Genomic DNA, 21,619 nt, shown 5'->3' with positions numbered 1-21,619 from the left:
CGAACCGGTCGGGCGGCCTCGTCAGCGGGTCGCGTAGAACGCCACCGCGGACGAGGCCGCCACGTTCAGGGAGTCGATGCCACCCATCATCGGGATCGTCACCCTCGCATCGACGAGGTGATCGGTCTCGTGGGTGATCCCGTGCCCCTCGTTGCCGAAGACCATCGCCAGCCGCGGATGATCGGTGGCGACCAGGTCGTCCAGAGCGATCGCCCCCTCGCCCAGCGACATGCCGGCGACGAAGAAACCGGCACGCTTCAGCTCGGCGATCCCGCCGGGCCAGTCGTGCGGCCGCACCCACGGCACCTGGAAGACGGCGCCCATCGACACCTTGATGGAGCGGCGGTACCAGGGGTCGGCGCAGCGGGGGGTGACGACCAACGCATCCACCCCCAGGGCCACGGCACTGCGGAAGGCCGCGCCCACGTTGGAGTGGTCCACCAGGTCTTCCAGGATCGCGATGCGCACCCGCCCGCCCTCGACGGCGCTTCGCCGCTCCTCCACCAGCCGCAGCAGAGTGGCGATGTCGGCGTCGTTGCCCGCCGGCCGACGCACACTCGCCAACGCGCCGCGGTGCACGTGGAACCCCGTCACCTGCTCGGCCAACGCCTCGGTGACCACGTAGACCGGCACCTCGATCGGGTCGAGCACGTCGCGCAAGCCGTCGATCCACCGTGGTGCCAGCACCACGGACCGGGGCACATGACCCGACTCGATGGCGCGGCGAATGATCTTGTGGCCCTCGGCGATGTAGAAACCGTGCTCCGACTCCATGCTCTTGCGCAGCTGGGTGTCGCGCAGGTTCACGTAGTCGCCCAGCCGCGGATCGGCGGGGTCGGTCAGTTCGAGATAGGTCGCCATCCGGTGAGGGTATCGGCAGGTCGCGGCCCGGTGCGGTCCGCGGGCGGACCCGAGCTGGGGCACCCCGAGCCCAGCGCGTAGGCTCTCTCGACGATGAACCTGCTCAAGCGCCTGCGGATCGACACCTTCCTGCTCGCCATCGCCGCCTCCGCGGTGATCGCCTCCCTGCTGCCCGCTCGCGGGCCCGCCGTGCCGGTCTTCGACGTGGCCACCACCGCGTTGATCGCCGTGCTGTTCTTCCTCTACGGGGCCAGGCTCCACCCCGAGCAGGCGATCGCGGGCCTCAAGCACTGGCGCCTGCACACCGTGATCCTGGCGTTCACCTATGTGGTCTTCCCGCTGGTCGGCCTCGCCATCCACCTGGTGGCGCCGAGCCTGGTGACGGCCGCGCTGGCCATGGGGCTGCTCTACCTGACGCTGGTGCCCTCGACGGTGCAGTCGTCGATCAACTTCACCTCGGTCGCCGGCGGCAATGTCGCCGGCGCGGTGGTCGCGGCCTCGGCGTCGAACCTGATCGGAGTGGTGCTGACGCCCGCCCTGGTGCTGGTGCTGATGGGCACCGGCGGGCTGCACGTCGACCCCAGCTCGATCCTCGACATCGTGGCCCAGATCCTCGTCCCGTTCGTCGTGGGCCAACTGAGCCGGCGCTGGACCGCGGGATTCATCGAACGCCACAAGAAGGCCCTCAAGCTGGTCGACCAGGGCGTGATCGTGCTGGTCGTCTACAACGCCTTCTCGGCCGGACGACGCGAGCACATCTGGTCGCAAGTCTCCGTCGCCGACCTGGCGGCCCTGGTCGGCATCTGCCTGGTGCTGCTCGCGGGCATGCTGGCCCTCACCTGGTACAGCTCGGGCTGGCTGAAGTTCGCCCGCGACGACCGCATCGCCATCATGATGTGCGGCACCAAGAAATCGCTGGCCTCGGGCCTGCCGATGGCCACCGTGCTGTTCGCCGGCACCGGCACCCCCGCCAGTCTGATCGTGCTGCCGCTGATGGTCTTCCACCAGGCCCAGTTGATGGCCTGCGGCGCGATCGCCGGACGACTGGCGAGGGGTCAGGTCACTGCTGGGGCGGCTGCTGCCCCGGATTCTGGCCCTGGTTCGGGCCGGGAGCCTGACGCGGCGGGATCGGCTGACCCGGCTGCTGCTGGCTGATCTGCGCGCCCGGCTGCGCCCACGGGTTCTGCGGCGCCGCCTGATAGGCCTGCTGACCCTGATAGGTCTGCTGTCCGAGGGGGTCGGGATCGACCCGCCCCATGTCGTGCCGCACCTGCTCGGGGTCGACCGCTGACTCCTCCGCGGCACCGGTGCCGACGGCCGGGGTCTCGTGATGGGCCTGCTTGCGCACGGCATTCGGGTTCTCGAGCTGCGCGGCCTCGCGGATGGCCTTCTGCACCGTCTCGTCCGACGCCCGCTTCTCGGCGACCTTCTGCTGCTCGATCTCTGCGAAGACGTCGATCTTCTCGGGAGCGGTGAACTCGCCGGTGGCGCGGTAGGGGGCGGCCGACGGCACCCCGGCGGGACCACCCTCGCCGCTGCCCCCGCCCATCACCTGACCGAGGCCCTTGAGGGCGTCGTTGAGCTCCGAGGGCACGATCCACATCTTGTTCGAGTCGCCACGGGCCAGCGTCGGCAGCATCTGCAGGTACTGGTAGGCCAGCAGACCCTGGTCGGGCTGACCGGCGTGAATCGCGTTGAACACGGTGGTGATGGCCTGCGCCTCACCCTCGGCCCGCAGCATCTGTGCCTGCCGGTCGGCCTGGGCGCGCAGCACCTGCGCCTCGCGCTCGCCCTGGGCCCGCAGGATCGCGGACTCACGATCACCGCCGGCCGACAGGATCTGCGACTGGCGCTGGCCCTCGGCCAGCAGGATCTGCGCCCGCTTGTCGCGTTCGGCGCGGGCGCCCTTCTCCATGGCGTCGCGGATCGTCGCCGGCGGCTCGATGGCCCGCAGCTCGACCCGGTTGACCTTGATGCCCCACTTGCCGGTGGCCTCGTCCAGCACGGCGCGCAGGCGCTGGTTGATCTCCTCACGGCTGGTGAGGGCGGCCTCCAAGTCCATGCCACCGATGATGTTGCGCAGCGTCGTCATGGTCAGCTGCTCGATGGCCGCGTGGTAGCTCTGGGCCTCGTAGGCGGCGCGCACCGGGTCGACGATCTGGAAGTAGATGACCGAGTCGATCGACACCATCAGGTTGTCCTCGGTGATCACGCCCTGCGGCGGGAACGGCTGCACCTGCTCGCGCATGTCGAGGGTGTACCTGGCCCGGTCGATGATCGGCACGATCAGGTGCGGACCCGGCTCGAGGGCGGCCCGGAACTTGCCCAGCCGCTCCACCAGGGCCACCCGCTGCTGACCCACGATCTTCAACGACTGCGAGAGCACGATCAGCACCAGGCCGATCAGCACGACGGCAATCACGTATTCCATGACTTCCTCTTTCCCTGCGTTGCCCGGCCGGTGGGCCGAGTCAGTTTCCCCGTTGGTTCGTTCCCAGGGGTCGATTCTTGGGGTAGACGATCAGGCTGGTGCCCTCGACCTCGAAGACCTCCACCTCCTCGCCCACGTCAATGGTGACGTCGGCATCCCAACTGCGCGCGCTCCAGGTGTCGCCGTTCACCTTGACCTCGCCGTGGCCGCGGTCGATGGCGCTGCTGGTGACGGCGGTCGACCCCACCAGCGAGGTGATCGAGTTGCGATAGCCGGGTGCCTTGCGAATCTTCGCCAACAAGGTCGGACGAAGCAGCCCCAGCATCGCGAGCGCCACGACGACCCCCACCAGCACCTGCACCAGCCAGGCACCGGGCAGCACCACCGCCACCCCGGCCGCGGCCAGCGCGCCGCCGGCCAGCATCAGCAGTGTCAGATCGAGGGTGAGCATCTCGGCGCCGGCCAGCACCAGCGCGAGCACCAGCCACGCCGCCCACAGATGGTCCCGGAACCACTCACCCATGACTCACTCCTGCGCCAGGCGCCGTGCCGCCCGGGCCGTCCATCGGCCGCGGTCCACCTCGACGTCGAGTTCGAGGTCAAAGGTCTCGCTCATGGTTGCCGAGGTGAGCACCTCGTCGATCGGCCCCGCGGTGACCACCCGACCCTGCTTGAGCAGCAGGGCGTGGGTGATGCCCGCGGGAATCTCCTCGAGGTGGTGGGTCACCAGCACGGTCGCCGGGGCGTACTCGTCGGTGCAGATCTCCGAGAGGGTCGAGACCAGCGACTCGCGGCCCGCCACGTCGAGGCCGGCGGCCGGTTCGTCCAACAACAGCAGTTCGGGGTCGGTCATCAGGGCGCGCGCGATCAGCACGCGCTTGCGCTCGCCCTCCGACAGCGTGCCGAAGGTGCGATTGGCCAACTGGTCGACGCGCATCTGCGCCATCAACTCCCGGGCCCGGTCGACGTCCATCGGGTCGTACTCCTCGACCCAGCGACCCAGCACGGCGTAGGAGGCGCTCATCACGACGTCGTCGACGGCCTCCGACTTGGGCACCCGGTCGGCCAGGGCCGCCGAGGTGACCCCGATCCGGGGGCGCAGTTCGAACACGTCGACGGTGCCCAACACCTCACCGAGCAGCCCGACGAGGCCACGCGAGGGGAACATCTGGGCGGCCAGGATCTGCAGCAGCGTCGTCTTGCCGGCACCGTTGGGGCCGATGATCACCCACCGCTCCCCCTCACGAACCGACCACGTGATGTCGTCGAGCAGGGTTGCCCGCCCGCGCACGACACCCACACCGTCCAGTTCGACCACAACGCTCATGGCTCAAACCTAGCGGGTCGGACGAGCGCCCCGGCGCTAGCCTTGCCCAACGTCGGACCGGACGCTGCCCGACGGAGGGAGGACCCGTGTTCGTCGAGACGTTGCGCCTCGTGGTCGCCCTGAACACCGTCGCCGCGGGAGTCGCCACCCTGCCCGCGGCCGAGCACGCGCTGCTCGCCGGTGGTCTGGTGATGCACGCCACCGACCCGGACGAGGCCCTCGGGCTCGGCGACGGCGCCCACACACTGCGGGTCGCGCTCACCCGAGCCGTCCGCGCGGGCTCGACCGACGCGGGCGGTCGCCCCCCGGCCTGGGCGGTGGCTCTCCCCCGCCACGGACGAGCCGGTGGCCTGCGCGGCCCGCGTGAGCTGACGGCCCGGGCCCTGGAACTCGGGGCCCCGGTGGCGCTCCCCCACACCGGAGGGGCGGCGTGGCTGGGGCTGCCGCTGGGCCACCCCGAGCCGGAGGCGGTGCAGTGGCGGGTGTGGCGGGCGGATCGTCCGGTCATCGAGGCCACCCCCAGCGAGGCGGCACGCTCGTTCACCGCCGCCTTGGCCGACGCAGCCGAGGCCCTCACCGACCTCGGTGTGACCGGGGGGACCCGGCCCGACAGCACCCTGTCGGTGCGGCTGGGGCCGGCCTACCCGAGCAGTTCACAGGTGCTGCTCGATCGCGCCCTGGTGGTGCACGCCGCCTGCGTCACTGCCCTCGACCAACCCGAGACGGTGCTGCACTCCCACGGCGTGCTCACCCGGGAGCGCGTGTTGGCACCGCTGGTCGACACCTGCCTCGAGGCGGTGCAGGCCGCCTGCTCGTGGCCCCTGCACGCCATGCGCTGATCGCCGGCCCCCAGCTCCGCCAGCAGATCTCGCCGGGCGTGCAACGATCGTGTGAAGAAGTGTCCGCGCGGTGTTTCACCCCGTCGGCGCCATCGCCCGCTCACTAGGGTGACTCGCATGTCTGGACCGATCTTCGCCATCGGCGGCGCCGAGGCCAAGCTCAGCCGCCGCACCGTGTTGCGCGCCTTCCTCAAGGCCGCCGGTGGCACCGATGCCCGCATCGTGGTGATTCCGACCGCATCGTCGCTGGGCCCCGAGGTGATGGACGTCTACGACGCTGCCTTCACCTCGCTGGGTGCCCGGGAGGTGCTCGAGGTTCGTCCGCAGACCCGGCTCGAGGCCGACGACCCGGCGCTGGTGGAGCGCATCGACGGCGCGTCCGGCATCTTCATGACCGGCGGCAACCAGCTCAAACTGACCGCCGTGATCACCGGCACCCCCGTCGGCGACGCCATTCTGCGTGCCCACGAGCGTGGAGCCGTCGTGGGCGGAACCTCGGCGGGCTGCTCGATCCTGGCCGAACACATGATCGCCTTCGGGGCGGGCGGCCCCACCCCCAAGCAGCGGATGGGCCAGATGGCCGGCGGTCTCGGTCTCGTGCCGGGGGTGATCCTCGACCAGCACTTCGCCCAACGCAACCGCTACGGGCGCCTGCTGGCACTCGTCGCGCAGTCACCGGCGCTGCTCGGGTTGGGGGTCGACGAAGACACGGCAGCCGTGTTCACCGACGGCATCCTGACGGTGGTGGGCCGCGGGGCGGTCACCATCATCGACGGCTCCCACGCCATCTCGGACGCCCCCACCGCCCAGCAGACCCAGCCGATGCTGGTCTCGGGGGTGACCATGCACATCCTTCCCGCCGGGCAGCAGTTCGACGTCGCCTCGCGCACCTACCTGCCCGTGGCCAAGCGGGTGCCGCTGTCGGAGAAGCGCGAGATCAAGGCGGCCGCGGACTCGCTGCGCCAGCTCGCGCGCGACATCGCCTCCGAGGGCGCCAACTCGCTGCGCTACGAGAAGCGCAAGTCGCGCGGACGTTCGTCCGGCGCCGAGGCCAGCTGAGCCCCACCGGCTCACCACCATCACCCGGAATCCCGCACCCCACGTGGAAAGATGCAGCCCATGAACGACACCACCGATCTGGTTCCGGCCCCCGAGCTGACCATCGAGTCCTCGCGCATCTTCCGCGGCCCGAACGTGTGGCACTACAAGCAGGTGGTGCAACTGGTGGTCGACCTCGGGGTGCTCGAGCAGTTCCCGACCAACCTGCTGCCCGGTTTCGCCGACACGCTGCACGAACTGTTGCCGGGGCTGTGGAACCACCACTGCTCGCGCGGTCGCAAGGGTGGCTTCGTGGAACGCCTGCACGAGGGCACCTGGGTCGGCCACGTGGCCGAGCACGTCGCCATCGAGCTGCAGACCCAGGTGGGCCACGAGGCGCGCCGCGGCAAGACCCGCTCGGTCAAGGGCGAACCCGGCAAGTACAACGTCATCTACGCCTACCAGGACGAGAACGTCGGCCTGGCGGCGGGCGCCCTGGCGGTGCGGCTGGTCAATCACCTCGTCAGCCCCGAGGAGGGTTTCGAGCTTCGTCCCGAGATCGACAAGCTGATCAAGACGGCCGAACGCTACGCGCTGGGCCCCTCCACGCAGGCGATCGTCGACGAGGCGGTCACCCGCGACATTCCGTGGCAGCGGCTCAACACCTCGAGCCTGATCCAGCTGGGTCAGGGCGTGCACCAGCAGCGCATCCGCGCCACGATGACGTCGCGCACCTCGAACATCGCCGTCGACATCGCCTCGAACAAGAACCTCACCCTCGAGCTGTTGGGCAACGCCGGCCTGCCGGTGCCCCGGTCGGTGTCGGTGCGCACCCTGGCCGACGCCCAGCGCGAGGCGCGCCGCATCGGCTACCCGGTCGTCATCAAGCCGCTCGACGGCAACCACGGACGAGGGGTGAAGCTCAACCTCGCCGATGACGAGGCCATCGCCGCGGTCTGGGACGAGTCGAAGGCCGAGTCGCGGCGCGGTCAGATGATCGTCGAGAGCTTCATCACGGGCCGCGACTACCGCTGTCTGGTGATCGGTGGGCAGATCGCGGCCATCGCCGAACGCGTGCCCGCCCACGTCGTCGGCGACGGCGAGCACACCGTCAGCGAGCTGGTCGAGATCACCAACGCCGACCCCCGCCGCGGTGTCGGCCACGAGAAGGTGCTCACCCGCATCTCGGTGAACCAGGCGGCGATCGATCTGGTCGCCGAGCAGGGTCTGACCATGGATGGCGTTCCCGAGCAGGGCCAGGTGGTGCAGCTCACCCTGACCGGCAACATGTCGACCGGTGGTATCTCGATCGACCGCACCTTCGAGGCGCACCCCGAGAACATCGAGATCGCCGAGGAGGCCGCCCGCCTGATCGGCCTCGACATCGCGGGCATCGACTTCATCTGCCCCGACATCACCCAGCCCGTGCGCGAGACCGGGGGCGGCATCTGCGAGGTGAACGCCGCACCCGGGTTCCGCATGCACACCCACCCCACCATCGGCGACCCGCAGTACATCGCCAAGCCGGTGATCGACATGCTGTTCCCGGCCGGCACCCCGAGTCGCATCCCCATCGTCGCGGTGACCGGGACCAACGGCAAGACCACCACCAGCCGCATGATCGCCCACATCTTCAAGGGCATCGGCCGCAAGGTCGGCATGACCTCGACCGACGGCGTGGTCATCGACGAGCGGCTGGTGATCAGGGCGGACGCCTCCGGCCCGCGCTCGGCGCGGATGGTGCTGCAGAACCCCCGAGTCGACTTCGCCGTGCTCGAGGTGGCCCGCGGAGGCATCCTGCGCGAGGGTCTGGGCTACGACTACAACGACGTCGCGGTGGTGCTGAACGTCACCCCCGACCACCTGGGCATCCGCGGCATCAACACCCTGTCGCAGTTGGCCGCGGTCAAGCAGGTCGTCGTCGAGGCCGTGCCCCGGCACGGGTACGCCGTGCTGAACGCGGACGACCCGCACGTCGCCAAGATGCGTCGCGCCTGTTCGGGACGAGTGATCTGGTTCACCATGAAGCAGCCCGGCGACCCCGCCCGCGACATGGTCGAGGACCACTGCCGTCGTGGTGGACAGGCCGTCGTCCTCGACTCGTCCGAGATGGGTGACCGCATCATGGTGCGCGACGGACGACGCTCCATGCAGATCGCTTGGACGCACCTGCTGCCGGCCACCTTCGGGGGTCGCGCGCTGATGAACGTGCAGAACTCGATGGCGGCCGCGGCCGCCGCGTACGTGTCGGGAGCGTCGCTGCACGACATCCGGCAGGGGCTGCGCACGTTCAACACCAGCTACTACCTGGCCCCGGGGCGGCTCAACGAGATCACCATCGAGGGCCGCACGGTGATCATCGACTACTGCCACAACGCCCCCGGCATGGTGATGCTGGGCGACTTCGTCGACCGAACGGCCGTCGAGGTGGAGCAGACCTCGGGCAAGTCGTTGCGCCGGATCGGCGTGATCGCGACCGCCGGTGACCGCCGAGACGACGACATCGCCGAGCTCGGACGCGTCGCCGCCCGCCACTTCGACCACATCATCGTGCGCGAGGATGCGAAGACCCGCGGCCGGGCCGTCGGGGAGACCGCCCGACTGACCGTGGCTGGCATCGAGGAGGCGATGGCCCAGGGAGCCCGCTGCTCAGGGGTCGAGACCGTGCTCGACGAACTGGAGGCCACCCGGCACGCGATGGCGCTCAGTTCGCCCGGCGACCTGGTCGTGATCTGCCCCGACTCGCATCGCAGCGTGATGGCCGAGCTTGAGACCTACGGCAATCGCGCCACCCCGACCGACAAGGACTGAGCTTCGATGACGCTCGATCCCGTCGGGCTGGTGTGGCGCACCTGGGTGGCCCTGGTGGGCCCCACCCCCGAGCGGGCCCTCGACCTGGTGGTCGGCGAGTCAACGTTGCGGTACTGGGTGGTGCTGCTGGGGGTGCCGCTGGTGGCGGCGTTCGCCGGCCTGCTCGGTGACCTCGGACTGCTGGTGATCAACAACATCCGCGGCTTCGGGGTGGCCTTCGCCGGCCTGCTGACCGCCACGCAGATGGTGCTCACGCATGCCACCCAGGCGGGATTGGTGTGGCTGGTGCTGCTGGTGACGCCGGGGCCCACTCCCCCGATCACCACGGTGCTGGCGGTGGTGCTGCTCTCGCTGGCGCCGTTGTGGTTCGAATGGGTCGGCATCACTCCCTTTCTCGGTCCGCTGTTCGAGCGGCTGCTGCACGTGTGGCAGTTCCTGGTGATGTGGGGGCTGACGGCCGCGGTGATCGACCATCGCTGGTGGTCGCTGGTGGTGGTCACTGTCGCCTGGGTGGCCCGCATGGTGGTGTGGTCGCTGCTCCGCGCCCCGCTGTCAGCCCTGCGCGGGGCCGTGTGGGGACGACTGACCGGCGCCCGACGCCTGCTGACGGCCAGCGACATGATGAACCAGCTCGCGGCCCCGACGGCCGCCGGTGAGCTGGTGCACACCCACGGACCCGCGGCGCGCCCATGATCCTCGACGTGGTGGTCGGGCTGGTGGCCTTGGCCGTACTGGCCTGGATGATCGCGCCCCTGGAGTCCCTCACCTGGTGGCGCACCCGCGGTCGCCGGGCCACCGCCCTCGCGCGCGCCGACGTCGCCGCCGCGTTGGCCGAGGCGGCGGACTCGTCCGAGCACCGCTGCCACGTGGTCTACCTGTCGGGCATCGCCCGCTATGACCACGGGCTGGTGCCGCGGTGGGAGCAGCCGCTGCTGCGGCGGTTGGAGCGCCAGTTCGCCGATCTCACCGTGGTGTCGACCATCTACCCCTACGCGGTCGACAACCGCGGGCTCACCGATGAACGCCGCAGCTCACCCCTGTGGCGGGTGCTCGTGGCCCTGCAGCGCAGGCGCGGCCTGGCCTCGGTGCTGTCGATGGTGATCAACCTGCGCAATGTCTTCCAGGTGTTGGTCTCGGCCGACCACCGGTACGGTCCGGTGTTCTCGGCGGGCATCGCCACCACCATCTGGAGCCAACTGCGGGCCGCCGGGTACCGCCCCGGGCCGGGCCAGTCGGTGGTGCTGCTCGGCTGGAGCGGGGGCGCGCAGATCGCGGCCGGAGCCGCCTGGTACCTGGGCGCCGCCGGGGCCACCGTGCACCTGATCTCGCTGGGCGGGGTACTCAACGCCGACCCCGGGCTCGACCGCTGCGGCAGCATCACCCACCTGGAGGGGGCTCGCGACTGGCAGGCGCGCTGGCTGGCCCCCATCATCTTCCCGGGGCGGCGCCGCTGGGCGCGGCACTCGTCGTGGCGCCGGGCACTCGACGACGGCCGGCTGTCGGTGGTGCGGGTCGGCCCCTTCAAGCACGTCGGACGAGGCTCCTACCTCTCCGGCGCCAGGGTGATGGGTGACGGCGACGACCGCACCTGCTCGCAGGTCACCAGCGACGCCATCGCCGACGCGCTCCGCCGCCACGGGCTGGCCACCCCGGTGGTGGACGCCCGAGCGGAGTGACGCTGACCGCCCGCCCTGCTCAGGCCTGGGTGGTGGCGGCCTCGCGGGCGGCCATCACCAATTCGCGAATCTCGTCGGGTGAGGCCGCGTGGCCCCCGTCGGCGGCCATCAGGGCCTTCACCTCGTCGCGCTGCTGGTGTGACATGAAGCCCACGACATCGCCCGGCTGGGTGTGCGCCATCGCCCACTCGAAGGCGTCGATCTCGGTGTCGAGCCGTGCCGACAGCCGCGTGCCCGTCGGTTCCAGGCCCTCGGCCACCCAGTCAGCCAGTTGCTCGGGATCGGCGCCGCGCAGGTACTTGTTCGTCCGCGTGTAGATCACCTGCTGGGCGGCCAGACCGGCCATCTCGCCCAGCTTGTGGAAGGCGTCGGCCTGCCGGTCGCCAGCCATCGACAGGCTCAGCAGCAGCCCACCGCCGGGGGCTCTGACGCCTTGACAGATGTCCAGCAGCGCCTGCAGACCGGCCTCGTTGTGGGCGACGTCGATGACGAAGATGCGCCCCTGGTGCAGCCACACGGCCATGCGTCCGGGGTTGTTCCGTTCCGGCAGGAAACTGGTCAATCCGGCCCTGACCTGATCGACGCTGAACCCCAACGCCAGGGCGGCGCTGGTCACCCCGAGCACGTTCTCGACGTTCGCCCGCGACAGCCCGCAGAGCGTCATGGGCACGTCGACGAGGTCGACCACCCGCTGCACCCGCCCATGGGTGACCACGACGACCGTGCCGTCGAGCACGGTGGTGGTGCGACCGCCCTCGTCCAGTGCCTGGCGCAGCGACGGAGAGGTGGAATCGGGCGAGAAGATCCAGGGCTTCGCCTCCGAGAGGTGCCGCATGGCGAACACCCGCGGGTCGTCCCCGTTGAGCACCGTCCAGCCCTTGGCCTTGGTGATTCGCGGAACCACCGCCTTCACCTCGGCCAACTGGTCGAGGGTGTCGATGCCCTCGAGGCCCAGATGGTCGGCCGAGACATTGGTGACCACGCTGACGTCGAAGCGGCGCACGCCCACACCGCGCCGGAGAATCCCGCCCCGGGCCGTCTCGGTGACCGCCAGGTCGAGGGGCGAGCACCGGAACACCTCCCGGGCCCCACCGGGGCCGGAGTAGTCACCGTCGACCACCAGACGCCCGTCGTGGTGCACCCCCTCGGTGCTCGACCAGGCGACGTGCTTGCCCGCCGTCATCGCGATGTGGCTGATCATGCGGCTGGTGGTGGTCTTGCCATTGGTACCGGTGATGCCCACCACCGGCACCGTCGGGTCGATCAGGCGGGGCTCGTCCCCCTCGTCCGCCTCCCGAAGTCGCTCACCCGCGCGGACGAGCGCCGCCTCGATCGTCCGCCGCCGTGACCCGGCGGCGTCGAGCACCTCGGCGATGCCGGCCGCCAGCGCGTCGACCTTGCCGGTGTGGCGCCAGGGCACCGCGACGATCACCTCACCGGGAGCGCTCCCCCGACGCGCTCGCACCGCCAACCGGACGACCCCGCCCCGGTGCGCGACCTGCCGCGTCAGCGAGCTGACCAGCCGCGTGAGCGTGAACCAGCGCAGTTCGGAGTCGGGATCGCCCACCGCCGTCGACCGCAGTCCGGCGGCCCGGGCGAGCGAGACGATCTGGGGCGTGGGGCGACCGGCCAGCCCCGAGACGTCGAAGGTCAGCTTCACCGCTGGCCGCGGGAAGTAGACGTTCGCGCCCTCCAGCAGGCGATGCTCCAGCAGCACCTTGGCCGCACCGCCGGTCTGCGAACCGGTCGCCATGGCGGTCAGGCGCCCATAGCGTGCACGCCGCCGTCGACGTGCACGACCTCACCCGTCGTGGAGGGGAAGAAGTCGCTCAGCAGGGCCACCACCCCGCGCGCGGTGGGCCCGAGATCGGTGGGGTCCCAGCCCAACGGTGCGCGCTCGGCCCACACGTCGTCGAAGCTGGACGCCCCGGGAATCGCCTTCTTGGCGATCGTCTGCAGCGGCCCGGCCGCCACCAGGTTGGAGCGCACGCCCTCCTTGCCCAGGTAGCGGGCGAGGTAGCGGCTGGTCGATTCCAGGGCCGCCTTCGACACGCCCATCCAGTCGTAGGAGGGCCACGAGATGGTGGCGTCGAAGGTGAGGCCGACCACCGAAGCAGTCTCGCCGAACAGCGGCTTGCAGGCCATGGTGAGCGAGGCCATCGAGTAGGCGGAGACCTGCAGCGAGGTGGCCACGTCGTCCCACGCGGTGGTCAGGAAGGCCCCACCGAGGGCCCGCTCGGGGTGGGCGAAGGCGATGGAGTGCACGACCCCGTCGAGGCGGTCGATGCCCTCGGCGCGCAGGGCGTCGGCCAGCCCCGCCAACTGCTCGTCATTGGTCACGTCGAGGTCGAGCACCGGCGGCACCGGGTCGAGCTTCTGCACCACCCGACGGGTCAGCGAGAGCGCTCGTCCGAAGTTGGAGACGACGACCGTCGCGCCCTCGGTCTGGGCGAGCCGGGCCACCTCGTAGCCGATGGAGGTGTTCATGGTGACGCCCGCCACCAGGATGTTCTTGCCTTCGAGGATTCCCACGGTTCTGTCGCTTTCGTCGGGTGATGGGTGTCGGGATGGGGTGGGCTCAGTGGCCCATGCCGAGGCCGCCGTCGACCGGGACGACCGCTCCGGAGATGTAGCCGGAGGCGTCGCTGGTGAGGAATCGCACGGCCGCCGTCACGTCGTCGACCGACCCGAGCCGGGCCGCCGGGATGCGGTCACGGTAGCCCAGGATGACGTCGTCGGAGAGCACCGCGGTCATGTCGGTCTCGATGAACCCGGGGGCCACCACGTTGCAGGTGATGCCCCGGCTGCCGACCTCGCGGGTGAGGCTGCGGGCCATGCCCACCAGCGCCGACTTGGAGGCCGAGTAGTTGACCTGGCCGGCGGAGCCGAGCAGCCCCACCACCGAACTGATCAGCACGATGCGGCCGTGGCGCTGCTTCATCATGGGGCGCACCGCGCGCTTCACCACCCGCCAGGTGCCGGTCAGGTTGGTGTCGATCACCGAGGCGAAGTCGTCCTCCGACATGCGCATCAGCAGGCCGTCCTTGGTGATGCCGGCGTTCGCCACCAGGATCTCGACGGGCCCGTGCGCCTGCTCGGCGGCGACGAAGGCTGCCTCGACCTGTTCGGGATCGGTGATGTCGCAGACGAGGCCGAGCACGCCCTCGGGCACGTCGCCGGAGCGGTAGGTGCCGGCCACCTGGTGACCGGCCGCCACCAGGTCGGCGGCGATGGCTCGTCCGATGCCCTTGCTGACACCGGTGACCAGCACGCTGCGGGCGACGGTGGATGATTGCGTTGAGTCACTCACGCCCTGCAACTTATCGCCCCCGACGTGGCCGTGTCAGTCACCGTCCGGCTCGGGCGTAGGCTGGCGGCGTGTCCAGTCAGGCGAGCCACGAACACCGGGCCGGTCGGCGGGACCAGCCCGCGACGTCGGTCACCGATGCGCAACCGGGCCGCAGTGAGGACCGTCACCGGCGCCAACGCAACTACCTGATCTCGATGGGCATTCGCGTGGCCTGCTTCTTCGGGCTGATCGTGACCCCGGGCCCGTGGAGGTGGGCGTTCGCAGCGGGGGCCATCGTCATCCCGGCGTTTGCGGTGATGCTCGCGAACGTGTCGTCGAAGCCCTACACCGCACCCACCGCCCCCGACGAGAGCGACGACCCGGCGCCGGTTCCGCAGATCACCAGCGGCGAGGTCATCCAGGGCCAGGTGGTTCCTGGCGACGACGACTGACCGCCCCCCGGCCGCTCCACGGCGTCGCGACGGGCGCAGTTTTGTGTGAAATGCGCATCCGAAACGGGGTTCGTTCCCCAGCTGGGCCACGATGGGCCGTTCGGGTGCGCGTCCTGCACGCGGGTAGGTTGGTCGGGTGCAGAAGTTGTGGGTGCGCTGGGTCGTGCTGGTGGTGTTCGTGGCGATCCTCGCGGCCGTCTTCGTTCGCCTGGGCGAGTGGCAGTTGCACCGGCTCGAGCAGCGCCGCGAGTCGAACTCGCGGGTCGCGACCTACGAGAAGCAGCCGGTGCGTGACTGGAGCCAGGTGTTCACCGGCCCCATCGCCGACGAGCAGCAGTGGCAGCGGGTCACCGTCACCGGCGCCTACCAGGCCGAGCACAGCCTGCGCGTGCGCTACCGCAACGTCGGCGGCGACGCCGGCATGGAGGTGGTCACCCCCCTGATGACCGCCGACGGACGCCTGGTGCTGATCGACCGCGGATTCATCCCCCGCCCCGAGAACCAGACCCAGTCGGACCTGCCCGCCACCCCCGTCGGGCAGGTGACCATCGTGGGCTACGTGCGTCGCAACGAGAACGGCAAGGCGAGCGCCACCCGACCGGTCGAGGGCAATGTGCGGCTGATCAATGCCCCGGTGATCGGCGACACCCTGGGGCTCGACCTCGCCGATGGCTACATCCAACTGATCAGCTCCACCCCCGCCGACGCCCCCGTGCTGAAGCCGATCGGGGTGCCCGAGTTGGACGAGGGCCCCCACTTCTCCTACGCCATCCAGTGGTTCCTGTTCACGGCCATCGCCGTCGGCGGGGCAGCCATTCTGGTGCGGGGCGACCTGAAGGATCGCCGCACGCGACGCGAGCGGGCCCTGGCGGCGGCCCGCCGGCGCGACCCTGACCACCAAACCGATCCTGACCACCAAACCGATCCTGACCACCAAACCGATCCTGACCACCCCGATCCTGACCACCAACCAGACCCTGACAAGGAGACCAGCGATGGATCTCGGACTGACTGACCGCGTCTTCGTCGTCACCGCCGCCAGTACCGGCCTCGGGCTCGCCTCGGCCCGGGCGCTCGTGGCCGAGGGCGCCAAGGTCGTGCTGGTCGCCCGCCGCGCGGACGCTCTTGCCGCGGCCGTCGACTCGCTCACCACCCGGGTTGACCACGCCGACCGAGCCGTGAGTCTCGCCGCCGACCTGGCCGACCCCGATGCTCCGCAGCGGGCCGTCGACCTGGCCCTGCAGGCCCACGGACGCCTCGACGGCGCGCTGGTCAGCGTGGGCGGCCCACCCCGCGGCAGCGTGCTCGACACCCCCGACGCCCAGTGGCTGGAGTCGTTCGGGTCGGTCTTCCTGCCGGCCCTGCGCACCGCGCGCGCCGTGGTGGCGGCCCAACCGGCCGGCCGTCTGGGCTTCGTGCTGTCGACCTCGGTGAAGGCACCCCTGGCCCAGATGGCGATCTCGAACGGTCTGCGCCCCGGCCTGGGCATGCTCGTCAAGCAACTCGCCGACGAGATCGGCCCGCAGGGAGGACGAGCCTTCGGCCTCCTGCCCGGTTCGGTGGCGACCGAGCGCCTCGAGCAGCTGTGGAGTGGGGCCGGCGATCCGGTCGCGGCACGCGAGCAGGCGGCCGCGTCGATCCCGCTGCGTCGACTGGGCGATCCCGACGAGTTCGGCCGGGTCGCCGCCTTCCTGCTCTCCGATGCCGCCAGCTACGTCACCGGCTGTCTGGTACCGGTCGACGGCGGAGTGATGCGGGCGCTTTGAGGGTTCCCGTGACCCCTCAGTCGTCGGTGACCGCTCAGTCGTCCGTGAATTGGGTCGCGTACAGCGTGGCGTAGGGTCCGCCGGCGGCCAGAAGCTCGGCGTGCGTGCCGCGCTCGATGATCTGCCCCTCACGCACCACGAGAATCTGGTCGGCGTGCCGCACGGTGGCCAACCGGTGCGCGATGACGACGCAGGTGCGCTGCTCCATGGCGGCGTCCAGGGCCCGCTGCACCGACTGCTCGGAGCGTGAGTCGAGGTGGGCGGTGGCCTCGTCCAACACCACGATGGGCGCCTGCACCAGCAGCAACCGAGCGATCGCCAGCCGTTGCCGCTCGCCGCCCGAGAGGCGATAACCGCGCTCGCCGACGAGGGTGTCCAACCCCTGCGGCAGCCGGTCGACCAGCTCGAGCACCTGCGCCTGCGCCAGGGCGGCCCGCATCTGTTCCTCGGTCGCGTCGGGGCTGGCGTAGGCCAGATTGGCCCGCAGGGTGTCGTGGAACATGTGGGCGTCCTGGGTGACGTAGCCGACCAGCCGCCGCAGCGACGCCAGGCTGATCTCGCGCACGTCGGTGCCACCCAACAGAACCCGGCCGGCGTCGACGTCGTAGAGGCGGGCCAGCAGATGCGTGATGGTGGTCTTGCCCGCCCCCGACGGCCCCACCAGGGCGACTGTCTGACCCGGCTCGATGCTGAACGAGACGTCGCGCAGCACGGCCTGGCCACCCTCGGGCACCACGGGCCGGGTCGGGGTCTCGGTGGACGACCCCGCCGGTTCCAGGGAGGCCAGGGAGTAGGCCGCCGGGTCGGGATAGGCGAAGCTGACGTGGTCGAACACCACCGATCCGGGGCCGGTCACGTCCCGGGCATCGGGGGCATCGGTGATCGGCACCGGCAGGTCGAGCACCTCGAAGACCCGCTCGAAGCTGACCAGGGCGCTCATGATGTCGACGCGCACCGTGGTCAGGGCCTGCATCGGCCCGTACAGCCGCCCGAGCAGTCCGGCGAAGGCCGTCAGTGTGCCGATGGTGAGCACGCCTCGCACCGTCATCACGCCGCCGACGCCATAGACCATGGCGGTTGCCAGGGCCGCCACGAGCACGAGGGCGGCGGCGAAGAATCGTCCGATCATGGCGATCTTGACCCCGATGTCGAGGCGTTGGTTGGCGGGAACCGCGAACGTGTCATGTTCCCGCTGCGGGGTGCCGAACAGCTTGGCGAGCAGCGCCCCCGAGACTGAGAACCGCTCGGTCATCAGGCCCGACAGGTCTCCGTTGATCTGCATCGACCGGCGCTGCAGGGCGGCCACCCGTCGACCCACGAGGCGGGTCGGAATGAGCACGAGCGGGAACAGTGCCACCGCGGCGACCGCCAGCCGCCAGTCGAGCGCCACCATCGCGACCAGCACCAGCACCACCGACAGGCCGTTCGAGAGCACCCGCGACAGCGTCGACGTGAAGGCCTGCTGGGCGCCGATCACGTCGGACTGCAGCCGAGAGACCAACTGGCCGGTCTGTGTGCGGCTGAAGAAGGCCACCGGCATGGCCGACACATGGTCGAACACCTGGATGCGCAGGTCGCGGATCAGCCCCTCACCGATGCTCGCCGAGCACCAGGTGATGAACGTGCCCACCACCGCTTCGAGCAGGGCGACACCGGCGACCACGAGGGCCACCTGCACCACCACGCGGGCGTTCCCGGCCAGCACTCCGTGGTCGACCAGGCGCTGCAGCAGCAGCGGCGGCACCACCCCGAGGGCGGCGTCGATCACGACCCCGATGAGGAACACGGCCAGCATTCCCCGGTACGGCAGCCCGTACCCCAACACGCGCCGCCAGGTTCCGGACTTGAGCGACGCGCCCTTCAGCTCGTCACCCTTCGAGTACTGGCGCATCATCATGCCTGCGCCCGGAGCCATGCTCACGCGTGAACCCTCACTTCTTGGCGGCCTTCTTCTTGCCCTTCGAGCCCGACTTCTTGGCCCCCGACTTCTTGGCCTCCGACTTCTGGGCGTCCGACTTCTGGGCCCCCGACTTCTTCGCGTCGGACTTCTTCACTGGCTTCTTCGTGTCGGGCTTCTTCGCGGCGGGCTTCTTGCGGCCCTTCGAGCCCGACTTCTTCCCGGACGATCCCTTCGCCGATGACGGCTTCCTGCGGGGCCGAGGCGTCGGCTCGTCCGCCCCGGCAGCACCCGAAGCAGCCAGCGTCATCCCAGCACCCAGCGTCACCCCAGAACCCAGTGTCACCCCAGCACCCAGCCTCACGGTGGCGGACGACCCCACCCGGCGCGCCCTCGCCTCGGCACTGCGGGTGTCTCCCCCGCGTGCCCTCAGCGGCTCACCCGCCTCGCGCACGATCTGGTGCACGAATCCGTAGCTTCGTCCGAGGTCGGCCGCGATCGAACGCACGCTCTCACCGGCGCGGTAGCGCTCGACGACCAGCCCGGCCACCTGCTGACGCGACTCGCCCAGCACCCGCTGGTGGGGGGTCAGGGACACGGTTCCTCCTTCGTCCGACGGCTCGTCGGTGCGCTGGGTCGGCTCAGGCGAGCGAGACCAGCTCGGCGTACTCAGCGTTCCACAGGTCTTCGACACCGTCAGGGAGCAGGAGCACCCGATCGGGCTCGAGCGCCTCGACGGCGCCCTCGTCGTGGGTGACCAGCACCATCGCCCCCTGATAGGTGCGGATGGCCTCGAGCACCTCGCGGCGCGAGGCCGGGTCGAGGTTGTTGGTGGGCTCGTCGAGCAGCAGCACGTTGGCGGCCGAGACCACCAGCATCGCCAGCGCGAGTCGGGTCTTCTCGCCACCCGACAGCACGCCCGCCGGCTTGTCGACGTCGTCACCGGTGAACAGGAACGACCCCAGCACCTTGCGGCAGTCGGTGGCGTTCATGTCGGCCGCCGAGGCCTGCATGTTCTGCAACACGGTCGCCCGCAGGTCGAGCAGGTCGTGTTCCTGCGCGAAGTAGCCGAGCTTCAGCCCGTGGCCCGGCAACACCGCGCCCGTGTCGGACGACTCGACCCCCGCAAGAATGCGCAGCAGGGTGGTCTTGCCCGCGCCGTTCAGCCCCAGGATGACCACCTTGGAGCCGCGATCGATCGCCAGGTCGACGCTGGTGAAGATTTCGAGCGACCCGTAGGACTTCGACAGATCCTCGGCCATCAGGGGCGTCTTGCCGCTGGGCGCCGGGGTCGGGAAGGCGATCCGGGCGACGCGGTCGGCCTCACGCTCACCCTCGACCCCCGCCAGCAGCCGTTCCGCCCGCTTCATCATGTTCTGGGCGGCGGTGGCCTTGGTGGCCTTGGCGCGCATCTTCTCGGCCTGGGCGTTGAGGGCGTCCGCCTTCTTCTGGGCGTTGGCCAGCTCACGCTTGCGGCGCTTCTCGTCCTGCTCGCGCTGCTGCAGGTAGAGCTTCCAGTTGAGCGAGTAGATGTCGATGGTCGCCCGGTTGGCGTCGAGGTGGAAGACCTTGTTGATGGTGGCGTCGAGCAGCCCGGTGTCGTGGCTGATCATGATCAGCCCGCCCGAATAACCCTGCAGCCAGCCCCGCAACCAGATGATCGAGTCGGCGTCGAGGTGGTTGGTGGGCTCGTCCAGCAGCAGGGTGTCGGCACCCGAGAACAGGATGCGGGCCAGTTCGACGCGGCGCCGCTGCCCACCCGACAACTGCTTCAGGGGCTGGGTCAGCACCCGCTCGGGAAGCCCGAGGTTGGCGGCGATGCGGGCCGCCTCGGCCTCGGCGCCATACCCGCCGGCGGCCACGTGCTCGGCCTCGGCCCGCTCGTAGGAGCGCATGGCCTGCTCGCGCCGCTCACCATCGGTCTCGGCCATCTCGAGCTCGTAGCGGCGCAGCCGCCGCAACACGTCGTCAAGGCCACGGGCCGACAGGATGCGGTTGTGGGCGAGCTCCTCGAGGTTGCCGTCCTTGGTGTCCTGCGGCAGGTACCCGAGGTGCCCGGTGCGCGTGACGGTGCCCGCCGCCGGGTGCCCCTCCCCCGCCAAGATCTTGGTGAGGGTGGTCTTGCCGGCGCCGTTGCGGCCGACGAGGCCGATCTTGTCGCCGGCGATCACCTGGAAGGAAATGGGTTCGACGAGCAGGCGGGCACCCGCCCGCACCTCGACGTCACGAACCTGAAGCACTGACCCATTCTCCCAGTCGCGCGACGAGCCGCCAAACCGGATTCACCCGCCCGTCAACCGGCCGGGCCACCCCGATCGGGGGCGATCAGACGTTGTAGCCGATGGCGCGCAGCTGGTCGCGGCCGTCCTCGGTGATCTTGTCCAGGCTCCACGGCGGCAGCCACACCCAGTTGATCGCCACCGAGTTGACCAGACCCTCGAGCACCGACTGGGTGTCGTACTCGATGCGGTCGGTCAGCGGACAGGTGGGGCTGGTCAGCGTCATGTCGAGCGTCGCATTGTTCTGCTCGTCCAGGTGCACGCCGTAGACGAGGCCGAGGTCGACGACGTTGACCATCAGCTCGGGGTCGACGACGTCCTTCATCGCCTCCATCACGTCGTCCTCGGACGCGCGCGCGCTGGGCGCGGTGATGTCGGGCAGGTCGTCCTTCACCAAATCAGACGGACGGGACTCGGGGGTGGTGGGGGTGGTCATGCGTTCTCCTCGCGGGCTGCGACGGCCTGGCTGGTGGCATCGCGCATCGCCGCCCAGGCCAGCAGCGCGCACTTGATTCGGGCCGGGAACTGACTCACCCCGACGAACGCGATGGCGTCCTCGAAGCGGTCCTCGTCCGGTTCGGCGAGTCCGCGCGAGTCCATCATCACGCGGAACTCCTCGTACAACTCCATCGAGTCGGCGATCGAGCGGCCGATCACCAGATCACTCATCACCGAGGTGGAGGCCTGCGAGATCGAACATCCCACGCCGGAGTAGCTGACGTCGGCGATGGTGTCGCCGTCGAGCTTGACCCGCAGCGTCAGCTCGTCACCGCAGCTGGGGTTGACGTGGTGCACCTCGGCGTCGTGCGGGTCGCGCAGACCGCTGTGGTGCTTCTCGCGGTAGTGGTCGAGGATGATCTCCTGGTACAGCGACTCCATGCTGCCCATGCTCATGCGCGACCCCCCTCTGCCAGTTGACGGTCCTCGACCAGCTGACGACCCTCGAGCAGCTG

21 protein-coding genes are annotated in these 21,619 nt (G+C 70.2%); 9 read left to right on the top strand and 12 right to left on the bottom strand.

Annotated features, from left to right (window positions below; genetic code table 11):
• Nucleotides 1–21 precede the first annotated feature (21 nt).
• On the bottom strand, nucleotides 22–861 hold the full coding sequence (locus ACSDQ9_RS11555) for a TrmH family RNA methyltransferase (RefSeq protein ID WP_435147143.1): 840 nt from the start codon (nucleotides 859–861) through the stop codon (nucleotides 22–24).
• 93 nt (nucleotides 862–954) lie between these two features.
• On the opposite strand from ACSDQ9_RS11555, the gene ACSDQ9_RS11550 reads away from it, so the two are divergent.
• Nucleotides 955–2,016 (top strand): bile acid:sodium symporter family protein, encoded by a 1,062-nt coding sequence (locus ACSDQ9_RS11550; RefSeq protein WP_435147141.1) that lies wholly within the window; start codon nucleotides 955–957, stop codon nucleotides 2,014–2,016.
• Here the strand turns inward: ACSDQ9_RS11550 and ACSDQ9_RS11545 are convergent.
• The 3 genes from ACSDQ9_RS11545 to ACSDQ9_RS11535 are packed head-to-tail and all read right to left on the bottom strand — an operon-like array spanning nucleotide 1,922 to nucleotide 4,619.
• Nucleotides 1,922–3,292, bottom strand: a complete 1,371-nt coding sequence (locus tag ACSDQ9_RS11545; RefSeq protein WP_435147138.1) for an SPFH domain-containing protein — start codon at nucleotides 3,290–3,292, stop codon at nucleotides 1,922–1,924. The two genes, ACSDQ9_RS11550 and ACSDQ9_RS11545, sit on opposite strands and share 95 nt — an antisense overlap.
• A gap of 40 nt (nucleotides 3,293–3,332) precedes the next feature.
• Nucleotides 3,333–3,815, bottom strand: a complete 483-nt coding sequence (locus ACSDQ9_RS11540; RefSeq protein WP_435147136.1) for an NfeD family protein — start codon at nucleotides 3,813–3,815, stop codon at nucleotides 3,333–3,335.
• Nucleotides 3,816–3,818: 3 nt separating this feature from the next.
• Nucleotides 3,819–4,619 (bottom strand): ABC transporter ATP-binding protein, encoded by an 801-nt coding sequence (locus tag ACSDQ9_RS11535; protein WP_435147134.1) that lies wholly within the window; start codon nucleotides 4,617–4,619, stop codon nucleotides 3,819–3,821.
• An 86-nt stretch (nucleotides 4,620–4,705) separates the two neighbouring features.
• Between ACSDQ9_RS11535 and ACSDQ9_RS11530 the strand changes: the two genes are divergently transcribed.
• From ACSDQ9_RS11530 to ACSDQ9_RS11510, 5 genes are all read left to right on the top strand, one after another.
• Nucleotides 4,706–5,458, top strand: a complete 753-nt coding sequence (locus ACSDQ9_RS11530; RefSeq protein WP_435147131.1) for a hypothetical protein — start codon at nucleotides 4,706–4,708, stop codon at nucleotides 5,456–5,458.
• Nucleotides 5,459–5,575: 117 nt separating this feature from the next.
• The gene (locus ACSDQ9_RS11525) at nucleotides 5,576–6,517 is read left to right on the top strand and encodes a cyanophycinase (RefSeq protein ID WP_435147130.1); all 942 of its coding nucleotides are present in this window, start codon (nucleotides 5,576–5,578) and stop codon (nucleotides 6,515–6,517) included.
• A 60-nt stretch (nucleotides 6,518–6,577) separates the two neighbouring features.
• A complete protein-coding gene (cphA, locus tag ACSDQ9_RS11520; RefSeq protein ID WP_435147128.1) occupies nucleotides 6,578–9,307 on the top strand; it encodes a cyanophycin synthetase in 2,730 nt (909 codons plus the stop codon).
• 6 nt (nucleotides 9,308–9,313) lie between these two features.
• On the top strand, nucleotides 9,314–10,000 hold the full coding sequence (locus ACSDQ9_RS11515) for a hypothetical protein (protein WP_435147125.1): 687 nt from the start codon (nucleotides 9,314–9,316) through the stop codon (nucleotides 9,998–10,000).
• The gene (locus ACSDQ9_RS11510; RefSeq protein ID WP_435147123.1) at nucleotides 9,997–10,983 is read left to right on the top strand and encodes a hypothetical protein; all 987 of its coding nucleotides are present in this window, start codon (nucleotides 9,997–9,999) and stop codon (nucleotides 10,981–10,983) included. The genes ACSDQ9_RS11515 and ACSDQ9_RS11510 overlap by 4 nt, the downstream gene beginning before the upstream one ends.
• A 19-nt stretch (nucleotides 10,984–11,002) precedes the next feature.
• Here the strand turns inward: ACSDQ9_RS11510 and ACSDQ9_RS11505 are convergent, their stop codons facing one another.
• The 3 genes from ACSDQ9_RS11505 to fabG are packed head-to-tail and all read right to left on the bottom strand — an operon-like array spanning nucleotide 11,003 to nucleotide 14,293.
• A complete protein-coding gene (locus tag ACSDQ9_RS11505; RefSeq protein WP_435147121.1) occupies nucleotides 11,003–12,736 on the bottom strand; it encodes a Mur ligase family protein in 1,734 nt (577 codons plus the stop codon).
• Nucleotides 12,737–12,741: 5 nt separating this feature from the next.
• On the bottom strand, nucleotides 12,742–13,515 hold the full coding sequence (fabI, locus tag ACSDQ9_RS11500) for an enoyl-ACP reductase FabI (RefSeq protein ID WP_435147119.1): 774 nt from the start codon (nucleotides 13,513–13,515) through the stop codon (nucleotides 12,742–12,744).
• A 46-nt stretch (nucleotides 13,516–13,561) separates the two neighbouring features.
• On the bottom strand, nucleotides 13,562–14,293 hold the full coding sequence (gene fabG, locus ACSDQ9_RS11495) for a 3-oxoacyl-ACP reductase FabG (protein ID WP_435147117.1): 732 nt from the start codon (nucleotides 14,291–14,293) through the stop codon (nucleotides 13,562–13,564).
• A gap of 68 nt (nucleotides 14,294–14,361) precedes the next feature.
• Between fabG and ACSDQ9_RS11490 the strand changes: the two genes are divergently transcribed.
• The 3 genes from ACSDQ9_RS11490 to ACSDQ9_RS11480 all read left to right on the top strand — a co-directional run bounded on the left by ACSDQ9_RS11490 (nucleotide 14,362) and on the right by ACSDQ9_RS11480 (nucleotide 16,490).
• Nucleotides 14,362–14,724 carry a DUF3099 domain-containing protein gene (locus ACSDQ9_RS11490; RefSeq protein WP_435147115.1) on the top strand — a complete coding sequence of 121 codons (363 nt, stop codon included), beginning with the start codon at nucleotides 14,362–14,364 and terminating at the stop codon, nucleotides 14,722–14,724.
• Nucleotides 14,725–14,860: 136 nt separating this feature from the next.
• Nucleotides 14,861–15,739 (top strand): SURF1 family cytochrome oxidase biogenesis protein, encoded by an 879-nt coding sequence (locus tag ACSDQ9_RS11485; protein ID WP_435147113.1) that lies wholly within the window; start codon nucleotides 14,861–14,863, stop codon nucleotides 15,737–15,739.
• Nucleotides 15,720–16,490, top strand: coding sequence for an SDR family oxidoreductase (locus ACSDQ9_RS11480; protein WP_435147111.1), 771 nt, complete (start codon nucleotides 15,720–15,722; stop codon nucleotides 16,488–16,490). Before ACSDQ9_RS11485 ends, ACSDQ9_RS11480 begins: the two co-directional genes overlap by 20 nt.
• Before the next feature lie 34 nt (nucleotides 16,491–16,524).
• On the opposite strand, the gene ACSDQ9_RS11475 is transcribed toward ACSDQ9_RS11480, so the two are convergent.
• From ACSDQ9_RS11475 to sufU, 5 genes are all read right to left on the bottom strand, one after another.
• Complete coding sequence (locus ACSDQ9_RS11475) at nucleotides 16,525–18,405, bottom strand: ABC transporter ATP-binding protein (RefSeq protein ID WP_435147211.1); 1,881 nt, start codon at nucleotides 18,403–18,405, stop codon at nucleotides 16,525–16,527.
• 16 nt (nucleotides 18,406–18,421) lie between these two features.
• Entirely contained in the window at nucleotides 18,422–18,985 is a 564-nt protein-coding gene (locus ACSDQ9_RS11470) for a helix-turn-helix domain-containing protein (RefSeq protein ID WP_435147110.1), read from the bottom strand.
• A gap of 43 nt (nucleotides 18,986–19,028) precedes the next feature.
• Nucleotides 19,029–20,627 carry an ABC-F family ATP-binding cassette domain-containing protein gene (locus ACSDQ9_RS11465; protein ID WP_435147107.1) on the bottom strand — a complete coding sequence of 533 codons (1,599 nt, stop codon included), beginning with the start codon at nucleotides 20,625–20,627 and terminating at the stop codon, nucleotides 19,029–19,031.
• A gap of 85 nt (nucleotides 20,628–20,712) precedes the next feature.
• Nucleotides 20,713–21,000 (bottom strand): metal-sulfur cluster assembly factor, encoded by a 288-nt coding sequence (locus tag ACSDQ9_RS11460; protein ID WP_435147208.1) that lies wholly within the window; start codon nucleotides 20,998–21,000, stop codon nucleotides 20,713–20,715.
• 98 nt (nucleotides 21,001–21,098) lie between these two features.
• A complete protein-coding gene (sufU, locus tag ACSDQ9_RS11455; protein WP_435147105.1) occupies nucleotides 21,099–21,560 on the bottom strand; it encodes a Fe-S cluster assembly sulfur transfer protein SufU in 462 nt (153 codons plus the stop codon).
• Nucleotides 21,561–21,619 lie beyond the last annotated feature (59 nt).

This window comes from Aestuariimicrobium soli, assembly GCF_051192575.1.
GTDB classification, from domain to species: domain Bacteria; phylum Actinomycetota; class Actinomycetes; order Propionibacteriales; family Propionibacteriaceae; genus Aestuariimicrobium; species Aestuariimicrobium soli.
This window is presented reverse-complemented; position numbering and strand designations above follow the sequence as displayed.

Coding starts and splice junctions, on each gene's coding strand:
- ACSDQ9_RS11505 (WP_435147121.1), bottom strand. CDS start 12,736: ATGGCGACCGGTTCGCAGACCGGCGGTGCGGCCAAGGTGCTGCTGGAG.
- ACSDQ9_RS11535 (WP_435147134.1), bottom strand. CDS start 4,619: ATGAGCGTTGTGGTCGAACTGGACGGTGTGGGTGTCGTGCGCGGGCGG.
- ACSDQ9_RS11550 (WP_435147141.1), top strand. CDS start 955: ATGAACCTGCTCAAGCGCCTGCGGATCGACACCTTCCTGCTCGCCATC.
- ACSDQ9_RS11540 (WP_435147136.1), bottom strand. CDS start 3,815: ATGGGTGAGTGGTTCCGGGACCATCTGTGGGCGGCGTGGCTGGTGCTC.
- ACSDQ9_RS11510 (WP_435147123.1), top strand. CDS start 9,997: ATGATCCTCGACGTGGTGGTCGGGCTGGTGGCCTTGGCCGTACTGGCC.
- ACSDQ9_RS11460 (WP_435147208.1), bottom strand. CDS start 21,000: ATGGAGGCGATGAAGGACGTCGTCGACCCCGAGCTGATGGTCAACGTC.
- cphA (WP_435147128.1), top strand. CDS start 6,578: ATGAACGACACCACCGATCTGGTTCCGGCCCCCGAGCTGACCATCGAG.
- sufU (WP_435147105.1), bottom strand. CDS start 21,560: ATGAGCATGGGCAGCATGGAGTCGCTGTACCAGGAGATCATCCTCGAC.
- ACSDQ9_RS11555 (WP_435147143.1), bottom strand. CDS start 861: ATGGCGACCTATCTCGAACTGACCGACCCCGCCGATCCGCGGCTGGGC.
- ACSDQ9_RS11475 (WP_435147211.1), bottom strand. CDS start 18,405: ATGGCTCCGGGCGCAGGCATGATGATGCGCCAGTACTCGAAGGGTGAC.
- ACSDQ9_RS11480 (WP_435147111.1), top strand. CDS start 15,720: ATGGATCTCGGACTGACTGACCGCGTCTTCGTCGTCACCGCCGCCAGT.
- ACSDQ9_RS11515 (WP_435147125.1), top strand. CDS start 9,314: ATGACGCTCGATCCCGTCGGGCTGGTGTGGCGCACCTGGGTGGCCCTG.
- ACSDQ9_RS11545 (WP_435147138.1), bottom strand. CDS start 3,292: ATGGAATACGTGATTGCCGTCGTGCTGATCGGCCTGGTGCTGATCGTG.
- ACSDQ9_RS11525 (WP_435147130.1), top strand. CDS start 5,576: ATGTCTGGACCGATCTTCGCCATCGGCGGCGCCGAGGCCAAGCTCAGC.